Source organism: Stenotrophomonas sp. YAU14D1_LEIMI4_1, from assembly GCF_003086815.1.
Lineage (GTDB): Bacteria > Pseudomonadota > Gammaproteobacteria > Xanthomonadales > Xanthomonadaceae > Stenotrophomonas.
In genome coordinates, this window is the sequence record NZ_CP025997.1 from 2,476,557 (window position 1) to 2,499,223 (window position 22,667).

The 22,667-nt window shown below is 64.9% G+C and carries 23 protein-coding genes; 4 read left to right on the forward strand and 19 right to left on the reverse strand.

Features of this window, described 5'->3' with window-relative positions; translation table 11 throughout:
- The first annotated feature begins 76 nt into the window (after positions 1 to 76).
- On the forward strand, positions 77 to 970 hold the full coding sequence (locus C1932_RS11520) for a mechanosensitive ion channel domain-containing protein (protein WP_108762256.1): 894 nt from the start codon (positions 77 to 79) through the stop codon (positions 968 to 970).
- A 79-nt stretch (positions 971 to 1,049) separates the two neighbouring features.
- Here C1932_RS11520 and C1932_RS11525 read toward each other — a convergent pair whose 3' ends face one another.
- The 4 genes from C1932_RS11525 to tadA form a co-directional block, all read right to left on the reverse strand.
- A complete protein-coding gene (locus C1932_RS11525; protein ID WP_108762257.1) occupies positions 1,050 to 2,165 on the reverse strand; it encodes an alkene reductase in 1,116 nt (371 codons plus the stop codon).
- A 253-nt stretch (positions 2,166 to 2,418) separates the two neighbouring features.
- Positions 2,419 to 3,291, reverse strand: a complete 873-nt coding sequence (locus tag C1932_RS11530; RefSeq protein ID WP_108763429.1) for an EcsC family protein — start codon at positions 3,289 to 3,291, stop codon at positions 2,419 to 2,421.
- 63 nt (positions 3,292 to 3,354) lie between these two features.
- The gene (gene orn, locus C1932_RS11535) at positions 3,355 to 3,927 is read right to left on the reverse strand and encodes an oligoribonuclease (RefSeq protein WP_108749924.1); all 573 of its coding nucleotides are present in this window, start codon (positions 3,925 to 3,927) and stop codon (positions 3,355 to 3,357) included.
- Between the two features lie 78 nt (positions 3,928 to 4,005).
- Entirely contained in the window at positions 4,006 to 4,530 is a 525-nt protein-coding gene (gene tadA / locus C1932_RS11540) for a tRNA adenosine(34) deaminase TadA (protein WP_108762258.1), read from the reverse strand.
- A 129-nt stretch (positions 4,531 to 4,659) separates the two neighbouring features.
- Here tadA and C1932_RS11545 point away from each other — a divergent pair, with 129 nt between their 5' ends.
- On the forward strand, positions 4,660 to 4,863 hold the full coding sequence (locus C1932_RS11545; RefSeq protein WP_108749926.1) for a hypothetical protein: 204 nt from the start codon (positions 4,660 to 4,662) through the stop codon (positions 4,861 to 4,863).
- Between the two features lie 46 nt (positions 4,864 to 4,909).
- On the opposite strand, the gene C1932_RS11550 is transcribed toward C1932_RS11545, so the two are convergent.
- Positions 4,910 to 5,419, reverse strand: coding sequence for an N-acetyltransferase (locus C1932_RS11550; protein WP_108762259.1), 510 nt, complete (start codon positions 5,417 to 5,419; stop codon positions 4,910 to 4,912).
- Between the two features lie 403 nt (positions 5,420 to 5,822).
- On the opposite strand from C1932_RS11550, the gene C1932_RS11555 reads away from it, so the two are divergent.
- Together C1932_RS11555 and C1932_RS11560 are read left to right on the forward strand one after the other, a co-directional pair.
- Positions 5,823 to 6,476, forward strand: a complete 654-nt coding sequence (locus C1932_RS11555) for a hypothetical protein (RefSeq protein ID WP_108762260.1) — start codon at positions 5,823 to 5,825, stop codon at positions 6,474 to 6,476.
- Entirely contained in the window at positions 6,473 to 7,783 is a 1,311-nt protein-coding gene (locus tag C1932_RS11560; protein ID WP_108762261.1) for an XVIPCD domain-containing protein, read from the forward strand. The genes C1932_RS11555 and C1932_RS11560 overlap by 4 nt, the downstream gene beginning before the upstream one ends.
- Positions 7,784 to 7,852: 69 nt before the next feature.
- Here the strand turns inward: C1932_RS11560 and C1932_RS11565 are convergent, their stop codons facing one another.
- From C1932_RS11565 to C1932_RS11645, 14 genes are all read right to left on the reverse strand, one after another.
- Positions 7,853 to 9,124, reverse strand: a complete 1,272-nt coding sequence (locus tag C1932_RS11565; protein ID WP_234412114.1) for a hypothetical protein — start codon at positions 9,122 to 9,124, stop codon at positions 7,853 to 7,855.
- Positions 9,125 to 9,210: 86 nt separating this feature from the next.
- Entirely contained in the window at positions 9,211 to 10,218 is a 1,008-nt protein-coding gene (locus C1932_RS11570; protein WP_108762262.1) for an XVIPCD domain-containing protein, read from the reverse strand.
- Between the two features lie 57 nt (positions 10,219 to 10,275).
- Entirely contained in the window at positions 10,276 to 10,812 is a 537-nt protein-coding gene (locus C1932_RS11575; RefSeq protein ID WP_108749931.1) for a hypothetical protein, read from the reverse strand.
- A gap of 336 nt (positions 10,813 to 11,148) precedes the next feature.
- Positions 11,149 to 11,685 (reverse strand): DUF4189 domain-containing protein, encoded by a 537-nt coding sequence (locus C1932_RS11580; protein ID WP_108762263.1) that lies wholly within the window; start codon positions 11,683 to 11,685, stop codon positions 11,149 to 11,151.
- 82 nt (positions 11,686 to 11,767) lie between these two features.
- The gene (locus C1932_RS11585) at positions 11,768 to 12,298 is read right to left on the reverse strand and encodes a DUF4189 domain-containing protein (protein WP_159094535.1); all 531 of its coding nucleotides are present in this window, start codon (positions 12,296 to 12,298) and stop codon (positions 11,768 to 11,770) included.
- A 617-nt stretch (positions 12,299 to 12,915) separates the two neighbouring features.
- Positions 12,916 to 13,452 carry a DUF4189 domain-containing protein gene (locus tag C1932_RS20120; RefSeq protein WP_108762266.1) on the reverse strand — a complete coding sequence of 179 codons (537 nt, stop codon included), beginning with the start codon at positions 13,450 to 13,452 and terminating at the stop codon, positions 12,916 to 12,918.
- Between the two features lie 65 nt (positions 13,453 to 13,517).
- Positions 13,518 to 14,099 (reverse strand): DUF4189 domain-containing protein, encoded by a 582-nt coding sequence (locus tag C1932_RS11600; protein WP_159094536.1) that lies wholly within the window; start codon positions 14,097 to 14,099, stop codon positions 13,518 to 13,520.
- Positions 14,100 to 14,152: 53 nt separating this feature from the next.
- Positions 14,153 to 14,680: a DUF4189 domain-containing protein gene (locus C1932_RS20160; protein ID WP_108762268.1), complete on the reverse strand. Its 528-nt coding sequence runs from the start codon at positions 14,678 to 14,680 to the stop codon at positions 14,153 to 14,155.
- Positions 14,681 to 15,739: 1,059 nt separating this feature from the next.
- Positions 15,740 to 16,306, reverse strand: a complete 567-nt coding sequence (locus tag C1932_RS11615) for a DUF4189 domain-containing protein (protein WP_159094537.1) — start codon at positions 16,304 to 16,306, stop codon at positions 15,740 to 15,742.
- A gap of 757 nt (positions 16,307 to 17,063) precedes the next feature.
- The gene (locus C1932_RS11625) at positions 17,064 to 17,600 is read right to left on the reverse strand and encodes a DUF4189 domain-containing protein (protein ID WP_108762272.1); all 537 of its coding nucleotides are present in this window, start codon (positions 17,598 to 17,600) and stop codon (positions 17,064 to 17,066) included.
- Positions 17,601 to 17,636: 36 nt separating this feature from the next.
- Positions 17,637 to 18,173 (reverse strand): DUF4189 domain-containing protein, encoded by a 537-nt coding sequence (locus C1932_RS20125; RefSeq protein WP_108762273.1) that lies wholly within the window; start codon positions 18,171 to 18,173, stop codon positions 17,637 to 17,639.
- Between the two features lie 8 nt (positions 18,174 to 18,181).
- On the reverse strand, positions 18,182 to 19,321 hold the full coding sequence (locus tag C1932_RS11635) for a type IV secretion system protein (RefSeq protein WP_108762274.1): 1,140 nt from the start codon (positions 19,319 to 19,321) through the stop codon (positions 18,182 to 18,184).
- A gap of 64 nt (positions 19,322 to 19,385) precedes the next feature.
- A complete protein-coding gene (locus tag C1932_RS11640) occupies positions 19,386 to 20,210 on the reverse strand; it encodes a hypothetical protein (RefSeq protein ID WP_234412115.1) in 825 nt (274 codons plus the stop codon).
- A complete protein-coding gene (locus C1932_RS11645; RefSeq protein WP_108762275.1) occupies positions 20,207 to 22,654 on the reverse strand; it encodes a VirB4 family type IV secretion/conjugal transfer ATPase in 2,448 nt (815 codons plus the stop codon). The genes C1932_RS11640 and C1932_RS11645 overlap by 4 nt, the downstream gene beginning before the upstream one ends.
- Positions 22,655 to 22,667 lie beyond the last annotated feature (13 nt).

Sequence of the window (22,667 nt, forward strand, 5' to 3'; positions counted from 1 at the left end):
CGCAAACCCCGCTACTGCGGGGTTTGTTGTTTCTGGCGTGCGCGCACGCCGTTGCCGTCCCTGCCAAGGAGCCCCCATGACTGCCACTGCCCCACCCGCCCCCCCCACTGCGTCCTGGTTCCACTCGCTGGACTGGGAGCGCCTGCTGGAAACGTATGGGGTGCCGCTGCTGGCCGCCATCGTGGTGCTGTTGATCGGCATGTGGCTGGCCCGTCGCCTGTCCAACGCGATGCCGCGCGCCACCGCGCGCATGGGCGTGGACCCGATGCTGGGCAGCTTCCTGCGCAACGTGGTCTACGCCGCCTCGCTGGTGATCGTGGTGATCCTGGCCATCGGCACGCTGGGGGTGCAGATCACCCCGCTGCTGGCCGTGCTCGGCACCGCCGGCCTGGCCGTCGGCCTGGCATTGAAGGACTCGCTGTCCAACATCGCCTCCGGGGTGATGCTGGTGACCTTGCGCCCGTTCCGCGTGGGTGACGTGGTTACCGTGGCCGGGCAGACCGGTACCGTGCGCGAAGTGCGCATCTTCCAGACCGTCATCACCGGCGCCGACAACCAGCACACCACCATTCCCAACACGCTGATCACCGCCGCGCCGATCATCAACCTGACCGCCGAACCCACCCGCCGTGTGGAGCTGGTGGTGGGCATCGGCTACGAGGACAACATCCAGCAGGCGCGCGACACTGCATTGGCGCTGATGAAGGCCGACCCGCGCGTGCTGGCCACGCCCGAACCGGACGTGGTGGTGTACGAACTGGGCGCGCATGCCATCAACCTGGGCATCCGCTGCTACGTGAAGTCGGCCGACCACTTCGGCACCAAGGTCACGCTGCTGGAGCAGATCAAGCTGGGCTACGACAAGGCCGGCATCAATATTCCCTACCCGCAGCAGGACATGCACCTGTACCTGCACGGCAAGGACGGCGGCGTGCTGGAAGCCGACGCGCTGGTGCGCGACAAGCCCTGATTTCCAGGTTCCCGTCGGGCATGGCCCGGCGCTACCGATGCCGGTGGGTGCCGACCGTTGGTCGGCACCTCTGCCAGCATCAGGCCTCGACAGCCTCGTCCAGCACCGGGTAATCGGTGTAGCCCGCCGCTCCGCCACCGAAGTAGGTCGCGCGGTCCGGTGCGTTCAACGCCGCCCCGGTACGCAGCCGCTCGGGCAGATCCGGGTTGGCAATGAACGGCCTGCCGAACCCGATCAGATCGGCCCAGCCCTCGGCCAGCGCCTGCTCGGCGCGCTCGGCACTGTACTTGCCGGCATAGATCAGCGTGCCAGGGTAGACCATCCGCAGCGCCTGCTTGAACGCCACCGGCATCTCCGGTGCGTCTTCCCAGTCGGCCTCGGCAATGTGCACGTAGCCCACGCCCAGCTGGCCCAGCAGATGCGCGGCAGCCAGATAGGTCGCCTGCGGCGTGTCATCCACCGCACCCTGCAGGGTGGTCAGCGGCGCCAGCCGCACGCCCACGCGATCACCACCGGCCACCGCCACCACCGACTGCACCACCTCGCGCAGGAAGCGCAGGCGGTTCTGCAGCGCGCCACCGTAGCCATCGGTGCGCTGGTTGGCCTGCGAATCAATGAACTGGTTGATCAGGTACCCGTTGGCGCCATGCAGCTCCACGCCATCGAAGCCGGCCGCCAGCGCATTGCGGGTGGCCTGGGCGTAATCGGCGATGATGCCGGGGATTTCGTCTTCGGCCAGCGCGCGCGGCATCGAGTGCTGCAGCATCTCGCCCACCCCGGCGTCCGGGCCGGCGCCGGTCGGGTCCACGAACACCTTCACGCCCTCGGCCAGCAGCGCCGACGAAGACACCGGCGCGGCGCCATCGGGCTGCAGGGCCACGTGGGAAACACGGCCCACATGCCACAGCTGCGCGTAGATGCGGCCACCGGCGGCGTGCACCGCATCGGTCACCTGCCGCCAGCCCTGCACCTGCTCGGCGCTGTGGATGCCCGGCGTCCACGCATAGCCCTGGCCCTGCGGGCTGATCTGCGTGCCTTCACTCACGATCAGCCCGGCGCTGGCACGCTGCGCGTAGTACTGCGCCATCTGCGCGGTGGCGACATTGCCGGCCGCCGCCCGCGAGCGGGTCATCGGCGGCATCACGATACGGTTGGGCAGGCGCAGCGGGCCCAGGCGATAGGGGGTGAACAACATGGCAGCATCTCGTGCGGGGGACTGCCCACAAGAGTGGGGGTACCGCGCGCGGCACAACAGACGCAGTCTGGCAAAACAGTTGTGCCGCTCAGGCAAGGATGGACGGTAGAGTCGACCGTTGGTCGACTATCGCGCGCAGCGCGGGCTTTCATGACCGGTCGGCCAAAAGCAGTCGACCAACGGTCGACTCTACCGTCAACGCTGCGCGGATACAGCGGGCAAGGATGAAGGCCGCACCCGCGGTGCTGCGCGGTTACAGCGTTGGTTCGATCAACGCCCCGCCATGGGCAATGCGGTCGTAGCACGCGCGCACCACATCCTCGCCGTACTTCAGCTCCAGCCGGCGCACGATGAAATGGCCACGCGCCATGTCCTGGTAGTAGTCGGTGAACATCGTATTGAGCGTTGCACCCGCCGCGGCGCCGACGATCGGCACCGCCTGCGCGGCGAACTTTTCAGTCACCACCACGCCGAAGCGGGCCGCCACTTTCTCCACCAGCTTGGCCAGCAGCTTGCCGGCCTCCTTCGGCGCCACGCCCAGGGTCAGGTCGCGCCCGGTCACCACGCGCCCAGCCAGTTCGGCCGACAGATGCCGCATCACATCGGTGGTGAAGCCGCGCGCCAGGTAATAGCCGGTTTCGCTGGCATCGTCACGCGGCGAATTTCCGCCCAGTGCGAACACCTCCAGGCAGGCCTGGCGCGTGCAGAACTGCGACAGGTCGAAGCCTTCGCTGCGGGCGACATCGGCCACCGCGCGCATCATGATCGTTGTCGACACCGGCAGTTCAATGAACAGCGCGGCGAAGCCGAACGCACCGCCCACCGCGCCGGACGTGGCTGCGGCCAGCTTGTGCCAGCGGGTGGACGCAGATTTCCCGGGCGTGTTGCCCATGCTCCACAACGCCGCCTGCGCGGACTTGGACAAGGCGGCCTGCACAGCGCCATGGATGCGGCCGGACACGGCAGTCGGCAGCGCCTTCACCGCGAACTCCAGCGGCGTGCCCACCAGGTTGGCCATGCGCGCGGTGATTGTAGGCGCCTCCAGCAGGGCGACCGCCCGCTGCAGGTCGCCCCAGTCCTGGGCATCGTGGGCGATATCGCGCGGCAGCAGGATCGGCTCGTTCATGGGGCCGATCATAGCGCCCGGAAGTTGAACAGATCGTCGCAGCCACGCGGCCCGGCGTCCCGCTCAGGCGACCGGCAGGCCCGACAGCTCGCCCATGAACTGGCGGTAATGGCGCAGTTCGGCGATGGAATCGTGCACATCGCTCAGCGCGGTGTGGTTGCTGTTCTTGGTCAGGCCCGCGGCCACGCTCGGGGCCCAGCGCTTGGCCAGTTCCTTCACCGTGGATACGTCCAGGTTGCGGTAGTGGAAATACTTTTCCAGCCGCGGCATCTGCCGGTGCAGGAAGCGGCGATCCTGGCAGATGGAGTTGCCACTCATCGGCGAAGCGCCGGCCGGAATCCACTGCGCCAGGAAGTTGATGGTCTGCGCTTCGGCCTGGCCCAGCGTAGTGGTGCTGTCCAGCACGCGCTGCCACAGCCCGGAACGGCGGTGCTGGTTGCGGTTCCACTCATCCATCGCCTCCAGCGTTTCCAGCGGGTGGTGAATGGCGAATTCCGGGCCTTCGGCCAGCACGTTCAACTGCGCGTCGGTCACGACCGTGGCGATCTCGATGATCGAATCGTTGTCGGTATCCAACCCGGTCATTTCCAGGTCGATCCAGATCAGTCGCTCGTTGCTCGCGCCGTTGTCGGCCATCGTGTCGTCTCGTTGCCGGGCAGGCACGTGGCCCGCCGCAGGAATAGGAAAGGGGCGACCATCATACCCTTTCGCTGCTCAGGCCTCGTCGGCGTGGTTTTCCAGCAGCAGCGGTGGCTTGCCACGCTTGGCGCGGAAGTAGTTGGTCAGGCGCAGGCTGGCCTCCTTGGCCAGCACGCCGCCATGGATCTCCACCCGGTGGTTGTGTCGCGCATCGCCCAGCAGGTTGAACACGCTGCCACAGGCACCGGTCTTCGGGTCGCTGGCGCCATAGACCAGCCGGGCCACGCGCGCATGCACGATGGCCATGGCACACATGGCACACGGTTCCAGCGTCACGTACAGGGTGCTGCCCACCAGACGGTGGTTGGCCAGCACCCGACCGCCCTCGCGCATGGCGACGATTTCGGCATGCGCGCTGGGGTCGTGGCTGGCGATGTTGAGGTTCCAGCCCTCGCCCAACACCTGGCCATCGGCGCCCACCAGCACTGCGCCCACCGGAATCTCATCGAACACGTGCTGCGCGCGCTCGGCCAGCGCCAGCGCGTGGCGCATCCAGTGTTCATCAGCATCGTGCACGGGCACGCCCAGGGAATCGCTCATGGTGGTTCTCGCAGTGAAGACCCGGCCATGCCGGACGGCCGGCATTGTACGCCCCGGGCGCGTGCAGGCCGGGTGGCCGGCCGCTCACACTGCTAGATTCGACGTTTTCCCAAGGAAGGAGTGCCCGCAATGGGAGGGCAGATTCTGTTCTTCATCTTCGCCACCGTCATGAGCGTGGTGTGGATCCTGGTGCCGTTCGCGATCTTCGGTGTGCGCAGTCTCATGCGTGAACTGCTGGCCGAACAACGCCGCACCAATGAACTGCTGACGCACATCGGTGGTTACCGCATTCCGCCGCCGGCGCCGGAACCGCGCCCGTGGCAGGCGCCGTGACGCCGGGGTCAGAGCTGCGCTGCGTCGGAAAACGGATCTGACCCCATCACAGCGGCGCAGTCGCCTCGAACGCTGGCGAATAGCGCACCTCGCCCTGCGCCATCGGCGGCTGCAGGCACAGGGCCTGGAAATACTCCGCAGGCACCCCCGGCAGGATCAGCCCCGGGTCGGCGCGGAAACCAAACCGACCGTAGTAGGCCGGCTCGCCCAGCAGCACGCAGCCGTGCGCCTGCTGGCCGCGCAGTGCGTCGATAGCGGCCTGCATCAACGCCGCGCCCACGCCCTGCCCCTGCCGGGCCGGCAGCACCGAAATGGGCCCCAGGCCAAACCAGCCGGTACTGCCGTCGCTCACCGCAACCGGCGACACCGCCACATGGCCGACCACCTCACCGTCCTGCTCGGCAACCAGCGACACCGTCAGTTCGCCGCGCGCCCGCAGCGCATCCAAGATGAACTGCTCGGTATGGCTGCTGTGCTCGGCCTGCCGGAAGGCGGCCTCGGTAAGGGCGTGAATGGCGGCCACGTCGGCCGGTTGTTCGGGGCGGATGAAAGGCATTTCAGGGACTCCAGGGAAGCGCGCACACGATGGCGCGGCGTGCGGATTCACGCAACCGCAACGCTGGCGGGCCTGCACACTCCATGTGAATTGTTGACCCACCTCACGAATTGAGACACCCGTCTACCGGTGGTTCCGACGTACTGCCGGTGCCGCAAGCCCTTGGGGAGAAAGGCATTTCCACGAAGCAGGCGGGGTCGGACGCGTCAATTTAATGACATGACAGGGCCGCAAGCGGTGGCACCGTGTCGTCATGGCCTCCCATAATCAAAACTCCCGTCCCCAAGGAAAGGAGACCTGCCGTGCACATGGCGTTGGCGTTCGCGCGCACGGCTGTACATCTGCAGACGCTGCCTGCCGTGTTGCCGCACCGTCCCTGCCCCGCCCCACAGGCGGCCTGAGGATGCGCGGCCGCACATTTCCCTGCGTTGTTCTGTCGCTGCTGATCGCCTGCAGCCCGGAGGCTCTCATGTCACAGGAGTTTGATTCCGCCGCCGCCAACGTCGCCCAGGGAGGGCGCGGCCTGGCAAAGCTCAACCCCGCCCCCCGCAAGGCCTATGAACTGGTCCTGCGGCTGGCCAACCCACCCGGCGATTTCGCGGTGGTCGAAGGCGTGGCCCAGTACGACGTCACCAACGAAGACCAATGCGGCTACATCGAGCCGGAAACCGGCACCCCCGCGCGCATCACCAGCCAGGAGCCGGTGACCCTGCGCAAGGTGGCCGACAACGAGTATCGCGGCACCGTCTACCTGGACCGCATGCTGGACGAGGACTACTACGGCCGCGGCGTCTGCACCTGGTCGTTCAGCGGTGCCGGCGCCATGCTCAAGGCCACCGGCGCCGACGGCGAAACCCGCTTCCTGTCCTTCCTGGGCGCCGATCCGTTCACGGGCGGGCGCGCCGAAACCCGGCACTACCCGCGCGGCGACTACCCGCGCGTGGATGACATGCCCGACTACGGCGCCAGCGGCCAGCAGGACCCCAACCGCTTCCGCGCCGAGCTGCGCGACGCCCTGTTCTCGGCCACTCTGAGCGCGCACGAGGTCAGCCCATGACCGTGACCAGCCAGGACTACGCCGCGCTGGCCAGCGATGCCTACCGCGATGAACGGGTCGGCCGCCACGATCCAGCGCAGGAGCAGCCGGTCATCCTCAATGGCCACGCCTACCGCGTGCTGGAACACGCCAACAACCGCCTAAACGGCTACCAGGGCACCATCTACCAGCGCGTGGATACCCACGAGATCGTGGTCGCCCACCGTGGCACCGAACAGATCGGTCGCGACGGCATCCTGACCGACGGCGGCATGGTGCTGGCCCGGCGCAACCTGCAGGCCAACGACGCACTGGAACTGACCCGCCACGCCCTGGCCTATGCGCAGAAAGAAGGCCGCGACCTGGGCCAGACCCCCGAAGTAAGCGTGACCGGGCATTCGCTGGGCGGCACGCTGGCGCAGATTTCGGCCCATCACTTCGATCTGAAGGGCGAAACCTTCAACGCCTACGGCGCGGTCAGCCTGACCTACCGCATTCCCGAAGGCGGCCACAACGTGCTCAACCACGTGATGGCGGCCGACCCGGTCAGCGCGGCCTCGCAGCACTTCGGTGACGTGCGCATGTACGCCACGCAGAAGGAGATCGACACGCTGGGCAGCTGGGGATTCAGCAACAGCCGCTTCCGCGCGCTCATTCCCGACAGTGCACTGGGCGCGGCGGCCTCGTCACTGGGCTCGCACAAGCTCAGCAACTTCCTGGGCGACGATTCGGTCTTGAACACCGCGGGCACGCAGGAGCTGGCCCGCGACAACAGCCGGATGATCGGCGAGTACCGCAACGAGGTGGAGCGCGTGCGCCGTGGCATCACCATTGGCGCGCGTGGCATCACCGGCAACCTGTACGACATCTACGACCACAGCCGCGGCCCGCTGCAGCCGGGCGAACCGGCACGGCGGGAAGCCCCGGTGGCGCCGTTGCCGGGTATCACCGAACGTGACCATGCTGGCAATCCACTGTTCAACGATGCCCTGCGCGGCGTACACGCCCTGGACGCACGTGCCGGGCGCACGCCCGATGCGATGAGCACGCAGCTGGCAGGTTCCCTGGCAGCGGAAATGCACGCCGCCGGCGGCCAGCGCATCGACGAGGTGGTGATGAGCGGCGATGCCGCGCGCAGTTTTGCGGTGCAGGGCCAGAGTGGTGATCCCGGCCATCTGCGGGTATCGGTGGATACCGCAGTGGCCACCCACACGCCGCTGGAACAGAGCACCCAGCGCATCGAGCAGCAGACCGCGCAGCGCCAGAGCCAGGAACGCGACCCGCAGCAGGAGCTGGTGCAGAGCCAGGCACGCGCCCTGCCCTCCTGACGGACGACGGCTTGCGCAAACGGGAGCCGGACCTGCCGGCTCCCGTTCGTGCAGCACGCAATAGAGCCGTTACGGGCTGGAGATCGCCGCGGTGCTGTCGCCGGCCGCGTTGTCGGCCGTCACGTAGACATCCGGGCCCGAATCCGGGAAGCCACCGCAGGCGCGATCGCCGGGCGCGACCGGGTCACACGGCCATTGCCTGCGCGCCACACGCTCGCGCAGTTCGAAGTTCTGCCCGTTCCAGACCACGAAGGCCAGGTGTTCGCGATTCCAGTCGCTGAATGCGTGCGGGCCGGTCTTCTGCGGCGACTCCGGATACTGCACGTACCAGCGCAGCGCCGGACCGTACTGCAACTTGCTGTGGTCCAGCAGCACCCGGCCTTCGCGCGCCTGCTGGCGGGCGCGGTCGGCCTCGGTGATCGACGGTGCCGACGGCATCACCTTGGCGGTGACGTCCCGGGTCACGCCATCGGCCCCCATCTGGTACACACGCTGGCTGACGTAGGCCTGCTGGCAGGCACCGGCCGGCACGCGCACCGGATCGGGACGCGCATCGGTCGGCAATGCGCGGTCGGCGCACTCAAACGGCGCCTGCACCAGATAGGTGGTGATCGTCGGATCAGCGCCTTCGAACGAACGCACCCAGACATCGCCCAGCCGGGCGATGAAATCCGGCCGCTGGCCGAAGCCAGCAACCGCCTTGAACCACACGCGCTGGCGCACCTCGCGTTCGCGCCAGGCGCGCGGCAGCAGGATGTCCTGTTCCGGCACGGCCACCAGCAATGCGGCCAGATGCGCGGGCAGCGTGCCCTGGCAGGCGCCGATCATCAGATCGCCCTGCGGCGCCAGGCGCCCGGCCAGATCGACCGGGCAACGCGCGCCGAGCTGGCGTTCGGTGGCCTGGTCCGGCGGCAGCGGCATTACGGCCAGTGCAGGTGGTGCCGGTTGCGCGACGGGTGCCGACGGAGCGGCCGGAGCCTCCGCTACCGGCGCGGCAGGCGTTTCCGCCGGTGCGACAGTCGGTGCGGGCGCAGCTTCGGCCGCCACGGGTGCGGCCGGCGCTACCGCTACCGCAGGTTCCGCTGCCGGTTCGGCAGCCGGGGCAGGCGCCGGTGCCGGTGCCTGTGCCGCCTCGGCCACGGGCGCCGGAGCCGGTGCGGCCTCAGCCGCCACTGCCGATGCGACTGCCGGTGCAACGTCTTCCGCAGCAGCAGGCGCGTCCTGTGCCTGGGCCAACGTGGCGGTCAGTGCCAGCGACAGCGCCCACAACGGCGCCAGGCGTACGCCGCAGCGCGGGCGATGCGCGGCAGCACGCCGCGCGGGTGATTCACGATTCTGCATGTTGTGTCCCTACAAGGAAGTTCCATGAAGGCGCCCGCAGGCACCCAACCCATGCGATCCCACGCCTGTGCCCAGGCGGACCGCGCTTACAGCGATCGCGAGCGCTGCTGTTCCTGCTCGCGGTTGATCGAAGCCGACTGTTCCTGCCGTGCAGTGGCATCGGCCACCAGTTGCCGGCTGCTTTCCTCCAGCGGTTGCTGGGCGGCCTGCGCGCGTTCCACCGCACAGCGCTGCATGGCCGGGTCGCCCATGTTGCCCTGCACGGCAAACAGCATGCGCCCGTCCGCGCCAGCGACCACGTGGTCAATCTGCTGCAACCCCGCCTTGTGCGCACCTGCGGCCAGGGCCGCAGCGGCATTGTCCAGTTCCTGCGGCGTGCGCAGGCCACTGCCCGGCCCAAGCTGCTGCAAGCCGTTGCGCGCGCCCAGGAACAGGCCATGGCCGACGTGGTTGGGATCGGTCAAGTCACGCGCCACCGCGGCGCGTTCGCCCACCTCGCCACGCCCCAGGCGCTCCATCACGTCGGGGGTCAGCTTCTGCTGCCAGCCGTCGAAGCGGCGCAGCCGATCCTCCACCCCGTTCATCGCACCATTGATGGCATAGGTTGCCTCGCGCACATCCTCGCGCGCCTGCTCCGGTACGTGTTGCTGCCACTGCCAGACCGCGATGCGACCGGCGTGTTCGGGCTGCGCGGCCAGCTCGGGGTGGTTCAACAGATCCAGATCCAGCGCCTGGCCGGCGCGCGCGTAAGCGTCCTTACCGGTCAGCGGCAGGTAGCCGCGCCCGTGGTAGGTCAGCGCGTCGCCTGGCGCATCGTTGCCCAGCCGGCCGCCGTACATCAGCTCGGCCAGCGCCTCCGGGCGCCCACGCAGGGCCTCCTGGCGCGCCGACTCCAGCGCGTCGTTGCCGTTGCGCCACGCCGCTTCCACCGGAATCTGCGAGATGCCCCGGGTGTAGTTGAAGCTCTCGTTCAGACGCGACAGGCCGCGCGACTCGTGCCCCGCCTGGGCCATGAAATTGGCCAGTTCGCGTGGCGAATCGATGCCTGCCGCAGTCGCCTGCCGCAGCAGTTGCGACTCCCTATCCCTCGACACGGTGCCACTCCTGGGTAGTCATCAGCGCGGGTTCCGTCCCGCCGGTTGAAGCCTGGCTCATGGAAGCGTCACCTCTGCGACGCTGGCCGGATCGAAATCCTCGAATCGCACACGGCCGATTTCGGCCGCCGAGAATTCGCGGATGTTGGTCGCCTCGGTTTCGATGTCCACCACCTTGCGGCGCACGGTGTCGACCCAGCAATCCCGCTCCGCCGAGGCATAGCGGAACGTGTAGGTGCTGCTCCAGCGCTGCCGGCTGCCGCCGTTGGTGATCACGCTGAACGTGTCTTCCTCAACCATTGCATACGCAAAAGGGTCGCCGGCCAGGCCACCCCGGGTCGAACACGGCACCAGCTTGTCGTTGCGCGCGGCCAGCTGCCAGCGGCCGCCGCCGTCACCGCGCAGCAACAGCAATACCCGGTTGGGACCATGCTGGCCGGCCACCAGGCCTTCCGGCGCGGGCTGGTCGATCACCAGCAGCTGATACTGCACACCGTCGCCGTTGCACACGCCCCTGACGGCTTCCAGCAGGTTCGCGCCAGACGGAACGAATGCCAGGGCATTGTCCATGTGCGCGCCACTCCGGTTCTCCATCCCCTCCCACTCCTTCAATGTCATGCCGCCGGTGCCCACCCGCTCCGCGGGCACGGACGCCAGGTCCACCTGCACCGGGCTGTCCGTCGAAACGGATCATAGCCCCGGCACCGTCGCCGCGGCGATGGTGGCAAGCGTCACCCTGGGACGGGACAGACAGAGTCCTCATGGACGGGAAAGCTCCTGCATGCGGTGCACCGACGCGTCACGTTTCTGACGCAAAGCGAGCTTACCGCGAGGGCATTCGTTACGTCGAAGGGGTAAGCGCTGAAAGAGCGGTTTCAGTCACAAAAAAAGTGTGACTTTCGCGAAGCGGGTGCGCTGTGGGCGACACCATCAGTACGGCCTGAAGATCTGCTCGGTGCAGTTCTCATACACAAGCGCACACGCGCCGGGCATGTCGTTCTGGCAGATCCCCTGCGCCAGTTCGGCTGCACGCTCCAGTGTCGGGCCGGTGCCGATACCGGACCTGCCATTACCCGTGCGACCACTGGGCACGACCCAGGACATACATTGATTGAAGTAGGTGACGCTCACCTTGCAGTCGCGAGCACCGCTGTTCGCGCACTTGGCCATGGCATCGCGCTCGGCATCCTTCTTGGTCAGCTGTCCTGTGGACACGCCTGCGTCCGATGTGGTCTCAGACACCGCCACTCCGCCCCAGGTACGGATCCACTCGCCCAAGGGCCTGGGCGGTGGCGAGGCCATCTGCTGTGACGTAGAACCTGCTGCGCCGCCCATGGGCGCACAGCCCTGCACGCCCTGGCCGCCGATGGGATACATACCTGATGGGCAGCCGCCCTCGGCGTGGGCTGCGCCCACGCCTGACAAACCGACGAGCACAGCGAAAGCGCGCGCGGCGATGCTTTTCATTGATTCACCCTGCTACGAATGACGCCGGCCCCCTGCGTGGTTCGCAGTCGCCGAGCGGATGTTCTTTACCCACGCCCGCGGCTTAGAATCTGCTGAATTCAGGAAGCGAGCACTCCGCATACACAACGTGGCACTTGCCGCCACCGGTGTCCTTGCAGTTTCCGACTGCGTTCTGCGCCACGGTCTCCGTGTCCGCCGCAGTATCAAGCGACCCTTGGCCCTTGCCGGAAGACGGGACAGCAAAGGCAACGCACTGGTTGTAGTAAGTCACCGTAGGCTTGCAGCCCTGCGCTCCCTCCGCGGCGCACTTCCGGGTGGCCACAGCCACCGCGCGCTCCTCGCTGGATTCGTTTGCCGAAGTGCCAACGAGATTGGAGGACGGCGATTCCACCACAGCCCCCCAACGTGTCAGCCATTCCCCCAAGGGACGCGCCGGCGCAGCGCTTGGGACCGGTCCTGCACCGCCGGAGGCCCCGGGAATCGGCGCACAGCCCTGCACGCCCTGACCGCCGATGGGATACATGCCCGGTGGGCAGCCGCCCTCGGCATGGACGGCGAAGGCGGCAAGATGCAGCAACATCAACAGCCCGATGCGCAGAACGTGGATATTCATGACCTTGTTACTCCCTTTAGCTGACGCCGCGCCGAACACGCCCGTGCCCGGGCATCGGCATGCCCTTCGCCAAACCCAATCAGAAGCGCTCGAATGTCGGTTCGGCGCAGTCTGAATAGAAAGGCTTGCAGGCATCGCCAGCACCGTCCTTGCATTCCTTCTGGGCAAGCGCTGTGGCCTCTTCCAAGGTCGGCGCCTGTGCCATGCCGGACTGGGTTCCCGGTCCAACCACACCTGGTACCACCTAGGCGAAACACTGATTGGAATAAGTCATCACGACCGTGCAGTCGTCTGCGCCCTCGACAGCGCACTTCTTCAGCGCAGTCCGCTCCGCAGAAAGACGCGACGTCTCCGCCGTTGCAGTGCCGACCAGTGACGTTGATCTGGAGTGCGCAATTGCGCCCCAGGCATCGTGCCAGCGCCCAGTGGGTCGCGGCGGCGCGGGCGGACTTGCACCGCCCTGCCCTGCTGACGCCCCTGGAATCGGCGCACAGCCCTGCACGCCCTGGCCGCCGATGGGATACATGCCGGATGGGCAGCCGCCCTCGGCATGGGCGGTCCCCGTCACGGCCATGCCACCCAGCAGCAATGCGAAAAAGAAACGTGCGCGCATGGCACTAGTACTCCCTGAAAAATGGAACTGCACAGGCAGAGTAGATGGACCTGCACTCCTTTCCGCCGGCCGCTGTGCATGCCTGGACCGCGAGTCTGGTCGCTGACTCCACCGACGCTGCGCTGGCGTACTTGGTACCGGTAGAGACCAGTTCAGAGTTCACTGCGGACACGCATTGGTTCTGGTAGACGAAGTCAACTTTGCAGCGCCCACCACCTTGGCGCTCACAGTTCTCAACAGCCTTCAGACGCGCCGCATCCTCAGTAAGCTGGTTCACCGACGCACCGCCTGCGGTACCGTCAACTGCGCCGGCCAGCGCGCCCCAGGTCTTGATCCACTCGCCGGTAGGACGCGGCGGCAGGGGCGTGGACGACGCCCCACCTCCAGCCCCTGCTTGGGCCCCGGGAATCGGCGCGCAGCCTTGGACGCCCTGCCCGCCAATGGGATACATACCCGGCGGACAGCCGCCTTCAGCGTAGGCGGGTGTGACAGCGAAAGCGATCAGGAGCAACAGGGCAACGGGGATGATGCGAATGACCATGGCACACCTCAATCTCACTCGTTTCCGCCATGGAGCAGAACGCGGCGGATGACCACTGGCGCTCGTCAGTACTTCTTGAAGAAAGGAACGGTGCAAGCGGAATAGATGGACTTGCACTGCTTGCCACCGGCTTTTTCGCAATCTTGAACAGCAAGCTTCGTCGCGATTTCCTCGCTCGCTCCAGTAACATATTTTGTGCCAGTGGAAGCGAGCTCGGAAGTCACTGCCGAGACGCATTGGTTCTGGTAGACGAACACGACCTTGCAGCGCCCTCCACCTTGGCGCTCACAGTTCGCTATCGATTTTTCGCGGGCCGCTGCCTCCGTCAACTCACTTACCGAAGCACCGCCTTCCTCTCCTTCGATTGAACCGGCGAGCGCCCCCCAGGTCTCGATCCATTCTCCCAGCGGGCGGGGCGGCAGGGGCGCGGAAGAGGTTCCACTGGCTCCGGCGCCTTGCGCGCCAGGAATGGGGGCGCAGCCTTGAACGCCCTGCCCACCAATCGGGTACATGCCAGCGGGGCATCCACCTTCCGCGTATACGACGGAAATGGCGAGATAAAGCAACGGCAACAGTGCAATGCGTAGAGAACAAACGTTCACAAGATCACTACTCCCTTGTCCTGGCTGCATCAGCGTGGCGCGCACCGCCAGGAACCAATGCGCCTGCGCCCCAAACCGCCCCATACCAGGCGTCCCTGTCAGAATCTCTCGAACCGCGGTTCGCTACAGTCAGAATAGACGATCTCACACTGCATGCCTCCCTCTTCCCTGCAGGACTTCATTGCAGTGTCCGAGGCGCTCCCCACGGTTGGACCCCCTGCAAACGATGAGCCGGTATTTGACGCCTTGGGGGTGGCTATTGCAGCGCATTGATTTTCGTAGGCAAGCATGACTTTGCAGTCATCCGCTCCCCAGGTTGCGCACTGCGCAAGCGCCACCTCCTCTGCTTCTCGCTTCGAGTCTTTGCCCTTCGAAACGCCCGTATCCCCACCCCTGCCGATGGCCATGGCGCCCCATGTCTTATGCCATTGCCCAGTCGGCCGCGGCGGAAGGGCCGGAAGCTGCTGAGAGGTCGAGCCACTCGCACCTGGAATCGGCGCACAGCCCTGCACCCCCTGTCCGCCGATGGGGTACATGCCCGCTGGGCAACCACCCTCGGCGAAGACGAGATTTGTCCAAAACAGCGTCGTGCTGATTGCGACAAGACGCACGTTTTTCAGCCTCATTGAACTACCCTCGCAACAGTTGATCGGCGATGCGTACAGGTGGGCCTTGAAGGTAAGCACGCAAGGCCTGACGGGATACGCGCCGGACACCGCAAACACCCTGTTTCCAATTGCGCTACTGAAACAGGCTCCGCTCGCTTGATCAACAAGCGCGTGGCGTCGTTGCGGAGCAAAGCTTGACCATTTCAGGAACCAGCTCTAGTACTTCATGAAAAAAGGAACACTACACGCCGAGTAGATACTCTGGCACTGCGTGCCTCCAGCCTTCCTGCAATCCTGCAGCGCGGCTTCGATTGCTTCGTCCTCAGTTGCAGCGCTGACATAATTCGTCCCCCGGGAAGTCAACTCTGGGGAGGAGACAGCAGAGACACATTGATTCTGGTAGACAAAATCAACCTTACACTCACCCCCGCCGTTCTGCTCGCAGTTCTCTACCGCCTTCCTCCTGGCGGCAGTCTCGGTAAGTTCGTTGGCCACAGCGCCACCCATATTTCCCTTGGATGGCCTTGCCAAAGCACCCCAGGTCTTGATCCATTCGCCCAGTGGACGTGGCGGCACAGGCGTTGTTGAGGGGGCGCTCACGCCCCCGCCCTGCGCTCCGGGAATTGGCGCGCAGCCCTGAACGCCCTGTCCTCCTATGGGGTACATGCCAGGAGGACATCCTCCCTCGGCATAGGCCAGGAAAGCCGCGAAACAGAACACGGGAATGGTGGCAAAACGCACGATGCGAATCGACATATGAAACCTCAACCTCGTTCACGATTTTCTGCGCCACGTTGCCCGGTGCTCTGAGCTGGTCTCGCGAACCCACGAAGCAGGGACCCCGAGCCATCACTCCTGCACGGTGTCCCGAACACGGGCAACCACTTCCCCGGCGATGCCTGTCATAGCGGCCAGCACGGCCATCGAGAAGCTGATCGATGGCGCAGTATGTCAAACCGAACCGGGGTGAATCGTCTGCGCCGTCCAACACCCCATGAAACATGCGACGCACGGTTGAACAACGCACTCCATAGCTCAGTGAAGAACAGCAGAACGTAGCCGGACTACGAACTGCGACTAGTACTTCTTGAAGTACGGAACTGTACACGCCGAATAGATCGACCTGCACTGCTTCCCGCCGGCTTTCCTGCAATCCTCCAAGGCCAATTCTGTCGCCGTCTCTACCGTCGCCTCACTGACGTAAATAGTTCCGGTTGATTCCAACTCAGACACTACTGCCGCCACGCACTGTTGATGATAGACAAATTCGACATTACACCGCCCGCCAGCTCGCTTCTCACAGTCTTCGACTGCCTTACGCCTGGCTTCATGCTCGGTGAGCTCGCTAACCGAAGCCCCGCCTTGCTTTCCTTCGACGGCGCCCGCGAGCGCCCCCCAAGTGGTAATCCACTCGCCGGTCGGACGCGGAGGGGCCGGTGCAGAAACAGAGGAACCGGCGCCGCCGCCTTGAGCGCCCGGAATAGGAGCACAGCCTTGAACGCCTTGGCCGCCGATGGGATACGTGCCCGGAGGACATCCGCCCTCGGCGAAGACCACGTTCGTTCCAAGCATCGCAATGCCTATTACGACAAAACGCGCGAGCAGCTTCATTGAACCGCCTCCACGGCCGTTGAAGAGATCCATAGGCCGCTCATCAGCAGCACACATCCCAAAGCACAAGCGAAATCACCATCTCGCCTTCCCCGATACTGCGATAGCGCAGACGTAACACCATCCAGAAAGCACGTGGGCACGTGAGCACTAGAATTCACTGAACACTGGCTCCGAACATTCAGTGTGAGAGATTACGCAGCGCCCACCACCCGTGTCACTGCAACTGTCCAGCGCATCCTTCTTGGCGGTGGACAGATCGACGGCCGTATTGACCGAGCCCCTGCCTTTGCCAGATTTCGGCACGGAGAATGCCACGCACTGGTTGTAATAGGTAAGCGACGTCTTACAGTCTTTCGCGCCTTCGGATGCGCAAATGCGCAGGGCCTCAGACTCCGCAGCACGCTCACTCGGCTTGTTCGCCGCCGTCCCTACAAGATCGGACGTAGGCGACTGCGCAACTGCACCCCAGGTCGTCAACCACTCACCCGACGGTCTGGGCGGCGCGACCACGCCAACTTGGGCCGGCGCTCCACTGGACTGACTTCCGGGAATTGGAGCACAGCCTTGCACACCTTGGCCGCCGATCGGGTAGTAGCCCGAGGGGCAGCCGCCTTCAGCAAAGACTGGCCACGCCAACACCAGCGCCAGCACCACTGTGGCTGGCTTGATCAGCCACGCGGAGTAGCTGGTGCGTGAACGGACCATCATGCGAACTCCCTTCCGGCGCGCAGCATACGTCTGCCATTACGTGAACCTTGGGTAGACAGCCACAGCTCCCCAATTCCAGTCAGAAGCGCTCAAACGTGGGTTCGGCACAGTCTGAGTAGAAAGGCTTGCAGGCATCGCCAGCACCGTCCTTGCATTCCTTCTGGGCGAGCTCGCTGGCCAACTCCATCGTCGCCGCCCTTGCCATACCTGATTGTGCCCCCGGCCCACCAACATTGGGGATGACCCAGGCAAAACACTGGTTCGTGTATGCCATGACCACCGCGCAGTCTTTGGCACCTTCAACCGCGCACTTCTTCAGCGCGGTGCGCTCGGCAGAACGGCGGGAAGTCTCAGCGCTTGCAGTTCCCACTACTGACGTCGACTTGGAATGGGCAATCGCGCCCCATGCATCGTGCCATCGCCCGGTTGGCCGAGGAGGTGTCGGGATACTGGAGCCGCTCTGTCCACCACCGGCGCCCGGGATGGGAGCACATCCCTGCACGCCTTGGCCCCCGATCGGATAGGAACCCGGCGGACACCCTCCCTCGGCATAAGCAGTTGTGCCACTGACCCCAGCGCCGATCAACAGCACGGCAACGAGAATCCGACGAATCATAGGCACCCGAGCGTTTGGACGGCAGATCGGACGAGACTAATACTTCTTGAAGAACGGTACAGCACACGCCGAGTAAATAGACCGGCACTGCTTGCCTCCGGCCTTCCTGCAATTACGCATGGCGGCCTCTGTCGCCTCATCTGCCGTCGCGGCGCTGGCATAGTTGGTGCCGGTCGATGCCAGCTCGGACACCACCGCTGCCGCGCACTGTTGGTGATAAACAAATTCAACCTGGCATCGTCCGCCAGCGCGCTTCTCGCAGTCCTCGATCGCCTTGCGTCTCGCAGCGCGCTCGGTGAGTTCACTCTCCGACGCACCACCTTGCATTCCTTCGACCGCCCCCGCGAGCGCGCCCCAGGTCGTGATCCACTCGCCCGTTGGGCGCGGAGGAGCTGGAGCAGAAACCGAGGAGCCCGCGCCACTGCCTTGAGCACCAGGAATAGGAGCACAGCCTTGAACGCCCTGACCTCCAATCGGGTACATGCCGGGGGGGCATCCACCCTCCGCGTGTGCCGTTGAGACAGCCGTGCAGGCCAACAGCATCAGGAGCAAGCACATCACGCGAATGGACATATCAGACCTCAATCTCGTTCGTTGTTTGCTGCGCCGCGCTGGCCCGTATTAGAAGACGGCCCATCGCCGAAACCAGAACGCGCCGAACCTCTATTCACTTCATTCACTCCGCCATGATTGGTTGGTGCATGCGGCGTAAATACACCACCACCACCGCCACCACCATGCGAGCCCGGCGGCTGACCCTGCGGGCCAGGCGAAGCCGCACCAGCACTTCCGCCTATCTGCGAATATGCCATGAAGGTACCCAGGGTGCCCTGGAAGAACATCGCAGCCATTGGGGGTGCAGTCAGAATCAGCGTCGTCAGGATCAGGCCCATGCCGCCCTGCTGCAGCGCCATGCTGCTCATGCCTTCGGTCAGATTCGTGCTCAGCAGCGCGCCCAGTGCGGCAGCGCCCCAGAACGAGGCGGCAACGCGGGCCACCATTTCCATGGCGATGCCTGTCATGGCGGCCAGCACCGCCATCGAGAACATAGTGCCGATGCCATAGAACAACCAGCGTTGGAACAAGGATTTGGTCTGCTCGAACAGCAGACACAGAATGAACAGTGGACCGAAGCCGATGAACATGGCCATCGCGACCTGGTACAGCAGCAGCATGGCACCGGCGGTGACCGCAGGGCCGCCCGTGCCCAGGCCGATGAACCACATCGCACGCGTCTTCGCGCTGTCCAGGGTGACGTCGCCGGCCACGTCGAGCACGCTCACCGACGTCAGTGCCAACTGCATGTAGCCCAGGTTGCGGTCGATCAGTTCTTCGGCCGTGTCATCCTTGCCGGTCACCACGTAGGTGATCTCGTCCTGGACGTCCTGGGTCAGGAAGGACTGCAGATCCTTGCCGAACATCGCCATGGACGTGGCCACGGTGACGATGAGCGCCGCGCGCGCCATGTTGGTGGCCAGCGCCGCCATCGAATCGCGGCTGCGCCCGGTCACGATGCGGAAGCCCTGGATCAGCACCCACAGCGTCATCAGCACCAGCGCGATCGAGCCCACCCAGGTCATCATGCGACCGAGCACGCCTTCGCCGAAGTTCGCGATTTCCTCTCGCAGGTACTCCAGGATCAGCTTGAAGAACACGAAGTCGCCCACTGAGGCGAACAGCGTTCCGTGCAGCAGATCCCCGATCACCATGCCCTGCATCATTCCCTGACTCATCACATCACCCGCCCCGCGTTGGGGCCCTGCTGGAGTGCGTTACGCACGTGGTTCACTTGGAGAGCGCGGTTTTCAGCGCGGCAGCCTTGATCACTGTGCCAAGCGGGCTGCTCTCGCCCTTCAATGCGCGCTCGGTCAGGTTGCGCTGGCGCCCCTGCAGGGCCGCGATCTGCTGGTCGTAGACCTTCATCGCGGTCTCCCACTCCTTGAACGACTTGTCCAACGCCAGCTGGCTGGCCGAATTGTTGGAAATATCTTCCTGGATGGCTGCCTCATTGCGGAACGCGTTGCGGATCTTGCGCAGCGTACCGAGCATCTGCTCCATGGCCGGCAGCGACTTGGTCACCACGTCCACGGTCTCGTTGTACTTGCGGTTCTCCAGCACCTGGATGTAGGCGCAGATCGAGCGCTGCTGCGCACCGATATCCCCGCCCGGACTGACACCCAGCAGCGACATCAGGCCTTCCTGGCTGACCATCGAGCCGCCGCCACACTTCTCGGCAACGTTCCAGTAATCCGGAATGCGGGTAAGCGTCGGGGTGGGCGGCATCAGCGGAGACGCAATGATCTGCTGCATGTTCTGCAGCTTGGAGATCCAGTTCTCGATGGTCTTCATGTACTGCCCGGCCGTCTCGCTCCAGCGCCCGGCTTCGGTCACGTACTCGCCGGCAGACTTGTATTCCTGCAGGAAGTTCATGATCCAGTTGGCCGGGTCATACACGGTCATGGCCTGTGCCTGATGCGTACCGGTGCTGAAGCTCATGCCCAGGGTCAACATGGCCGCGAACAGCGGCGCCAAGCGCCGACGACGCGGCGCGCTCTTTCGGGTTTCAATGCCCATGGCAGTTTCCTTTTGCAGTTCGGTGATGGTTTTCATGCCGCCTCCTCCTGGTCCTTGTCGGCTCGCTTGCCCGAGCCCTTTCGATTCTTGTAGAACGCGTCCAGCCACTGGTCCGGGGTCAGTTCGTCCACGGACACGCGGGCGCGCACCGCCGCGGTCTGCAGCACCCGGTGCATGACTTCGATGTTGTCGGTCGATGCCGAAATGACCGACAGGATGTCGTCCATGCCGCGCAGGTTGAGCTGGCACACGCTGGAGGCGTGGCCCTGCTTGACCAGGAAGCAGCGCGAGCGCTCGTCCAGCGCAGTTACCACCTTGAACTCGGCCTCGGTCAGCTTCAGGCCGTCCATGTAGTCGCTCTTGCTGGCGTTCGGGTTCGGCAGCAGGATCAGCGTGGCGGTCTGTTCGATCAGGGCAGCGGAGATGTCACTCTTAAGCGCGTCTTCCGGGCTCTGCGTAGCGAAGATGCCCAGACCATTCTGCTTACGGATGGTCTTCTGCTTGTTCTTGGCGAACTCCTTCAGGCCACCCTCGCCGTCCAGGATCTTCCAGAATTCGTCCATCACGTAGATCAGCGGACGACCGTCGATCAGCGATTCCAGGCGGTGCAGCAGGTAGTTGATGACCGGCACGCGCACTTCGGGGTTGTCGATGATGTCGGTGTAGTCAAAGCCGATGATGTTGGCCTTGCTCAGGTCCACGGTATCAACGGGGTTGTCGAACACCCAGCCGAGCGAGTTGCCCGAGGTCCAGCGGCGCATGCGCGCGTACAGCCCGTCATCGCCCATGTTGGGCAGGCTCTTCTGGAAGTTGGTCATGCTGCGCAGGTGCATGGGCGTGTCCAGCATGCTTTCCACCGCGCGGTAGATGTCTTCCTCTTCGCGGGCACTGTATTCGCGCTTGCCGGCCAGCACCTTGATCAGGTCGGCCAGGAACTGCACGTTGGCTTCGCTGTTCTCGCACTGGAACGGATTGAAGCCGGTCGGCGCGCCGTTCTCCAGGGCCAGGTAGTTGCCACCACAGGCACGCACGAAGATCTCGGCGCCTCGGTCCTTGTCGAAGAAGAAGATGGTGGGCGACGGATCGTACTTCTGCACCTGGCTGAGCAGGAAGTTGATCAGCGCGGTCTTACCGGTACCGGACTTACCGATCACCATGGTGTTGGCGATGGCCTTCTCACCCAGCGAATTCTCGGAGGGGTGCGTGGCGTGGAAGTTGAAGTAGTACGGCTGGCCGTTGGTGGTCTGCAGCGTGGTGACGCAGTCGCCCCAGGGGTTGTTGTGCTGCTTGCCGGTGGCGAAATTGTGAAGCGGAGACAGGCCCAGGAAGTTCAGCGAGCTGACGTTGGCCAATCGCGTGCGATAGCGCCAGTTGCCCGGCAGCTGCGAATAGAACGACGAGGTGATGGCCAGGTCTTCCTTGGTCGACACGAAGCCGGCATTGGACAGCTCGGCGCGCGTGGTCGCCACGTTCTGCGAAAGCTTGGCCTGGCTGTCGCCGTAGACCGCCATGATGAAGTGGTATTCACCCAGCACGAAATTGCCCGAGGACAACTGGTCCATGGCGTAGTCGAGCTCGGCAATCTGGCTGACCGCCTTGTCGCCGGAGGAGATCATCATGCCCTTGGTGCGATCGAGCACCTTCAGTGCGTCCTGGCGGCCCATCGGGCTGAAGGAATGGGTGATGACGTACTCGTAGTCCAGGTACTTCAGACCATTGAGGATGCCCGGGTAGGTTCCCTCGGCGTACTCCTTGATGTTCAGGATGGCGCCGAAGTGATTGGCACCATTGGGCGTGTTGATGACGTAGTCACCGGTCTTGGCCGAGAACATGTGGCGGCTGATCGGCAGATAGTCTTTCACCGGGGCGGGCAGCACCGGCACCGGCTCGTCCACGCGGTTGATCAGGTAGCCGAACAGCTCCAGCGTTTCGGAAAACACCACGCCATTCTTGGCTTCATACATGCCCAGGCGGTACGGCGCGTAATCGCGGATCACCGCTTCGACGTTGCCGGCCAACTCCAGCAGCTTTTCAACGGCCTGGTCCTGCTCGCCCTGCAGCTTTTCGATGCTGGCCGACTTTTCCACGAAACGCTTACCGGCCACGACCGGGCGATAGATCATGGTCAGGTACAGCTCGTTCTGCATGATGCGCTGCGAGGACAGCATGCCCATGTACTGGTCAGCCACGTCCTGGTTGAAGCGCTGCCCGTAGTGGCTCTTGCCCTTCAGCGTGCGGCGCCGGCGGATGTCGTGCACCCAGAAGGCGACGTTGACGAAGTCCGGCGCACGCAGGGTCTGCAGCAGGCGGTTGAAGGTGTTGTGGCGGTGCTCCAGTTCCCACTCTTCGCGGCCGACGAAGGGCAGCCCTTCCAGGTACCAGGTCAACAGATAGTCACCGCCCGTGGTCTTGACCACGTTCGGCGCCACATGCGACGACAGGGGAATGAATTCGCTGATGGAGGTATCTGGAGAGAACATGCGACTGCTTCCA

Excerpts from the sequence above, each read along its gene's own strand:
- C1932_RS11575 (WP_108749931.1), bottom strand. The coding sequence starts at position 10,812 with ATGGAGAACCGGAGTGGCGCGCACATGGACAATGCCCTGGCATTCGTT.
- C1932_RS11585 (WP_159094535.1), bottom strand. The coding sequence starts at position 12,298 with ATGAATATCCACGTTCTGCGCATCGGGCTGTTGATGTTGCTGCATCTT.
- C1932_RS11525 (WP_108762257.1), bottom strand. The coding sequence starts at position 2,165 with ATGTTGTTCACCCCCTATCGCCTGGGCCCGCTGCGCCTGCCCAACCGT.
- C1932_RS20160 (WP_108762268.1), bottom strand. The coding sequence starts at position 14,680 with ATGAGGCTGAAAAACGTGCGTCTTGTCGCAATCAGCACGACGCTGTTT.
- C1932_RS11580 (WP_108762263.1), bottom strand. The coding sequence starts at position 11,685 with ATGAAAAGCATCGCCGCGCGCGCTTTCGCTGTGCTCGTCGGTTTGTCA.
- C1932_RS11545 (WP_108749926.1), top strand. The coding sequence starts at position 4,660 with ATGGGAGGGCAGATTCTGTTCTTCATCTTCGCCACCGTCATGAGCGTG.
- C1932_RS11530 (WP_108763429.1), bottom strand. The coding sequence starts at position 3,291 with ATGAACGAGCCGATCCTGCTGCCGCGCGATATCGCCCACGATGCCCAG.
- C1932_RS20120 (WP_108762266.1), bottom strand. The coding sequence starts at position 13,452 with ATGGTCATTCGCATCATCCCCGTTGCCCTGTTGCTCCTGATCGCTTTC.
- C1932_RS11520 (WP_108762256.1), top strand. The coding sequence starts at position 77 with ATGACTGCCACTGCCCCACCCGCCCCCCCCACTGCGTCCTGGTTCCAC.
- C1932_RS11560 (WP_108762261.1), top strand. The coding sequence starts at position 6,473 with ATGACCGTGACCAGCCAGGACTACGCCGCGCTGGCCAGCGATGCCTAC.
- C1932_RS11615 (WP_159094537.1), bottom strand. The coding sequence starts at position 16,306 with ATGGATCTCTTCAACGGCCGTGGAGGCGGTTCAATGAAGCTGCTCGCG.
- C1932_RS11550 (WP_108762259.1), bottom strand. The coding sequence starts at position 5,419 with ATGCCTTTCATCCGCCCCGAACAACCGGCCGACGTGGCCGCCATTCAC.
- C1932_RS11640 (WP_234412115.1), bottom strand. The coding sequence starts at position 20,210 with ATGAAAACCATCACCGAACTGCAAAAGGAAACTGCCATGGGCATTGAA.
- C1932_RS11635 (WP_108762274.1), bottom strand. The coding sequence starts at position 19,321 with ATGATGCAGGGCATGGTGATCGGGGATCTGCTGCACGGAACGCTGTTC.
- C1932_RS20125 (WP_108762273.1), bottom strand. The coding sequence starts at position 18,173 with ATGTCCATTCGCGTGATGTGCTTGCTCCTGATGCTGTTGGCCTGCACG.
- orn (WP_108749924.1), bottom strand. The coding sequence starts at position 3,927 with ATGGCCGACAACGGCGCGAGCAACGAGCGACTGATCTGGATCGACCTG.
- tadA (WP_108762258.1), bottom strand. The coding sequence starts at position 4,530 with ATGAGCGATTCCCTGGGCGTGCCCGTGCACGATGCTGATGAACACTGG.
- C1932_RS11645 (WP_108762275.1), bottom strand. The coding sequence starts at position 22,654 with ATGTTCTCTCCAGATACCTCCATCAGCGAATTCATTCCCCTGTCGTCG.
- C1932_RS11555 (WP_108762260.1), top strand. The coding sequence starts at position 5,823 with ATGCGCGGCCGCACATTTCCCTGCGTTGTTCTGTCGCTGCTGATCGCC.
- C1932_RS11625 (WP_108762272.1), bottom strand. The coding sequence starts at position 17,600 with ATGATTCGTCGGATTCTCGTTGCCGTGCTGTTGATCGGCGCTGGGGTC.
- C1932_RS11565 (WP_234412114.1), bottom strand. The coding sequence starts at position 9,124 with ATGCAGAATCGTGAATCACCCGCGCGGCGTGCTGCCGCGCATCGCCCG.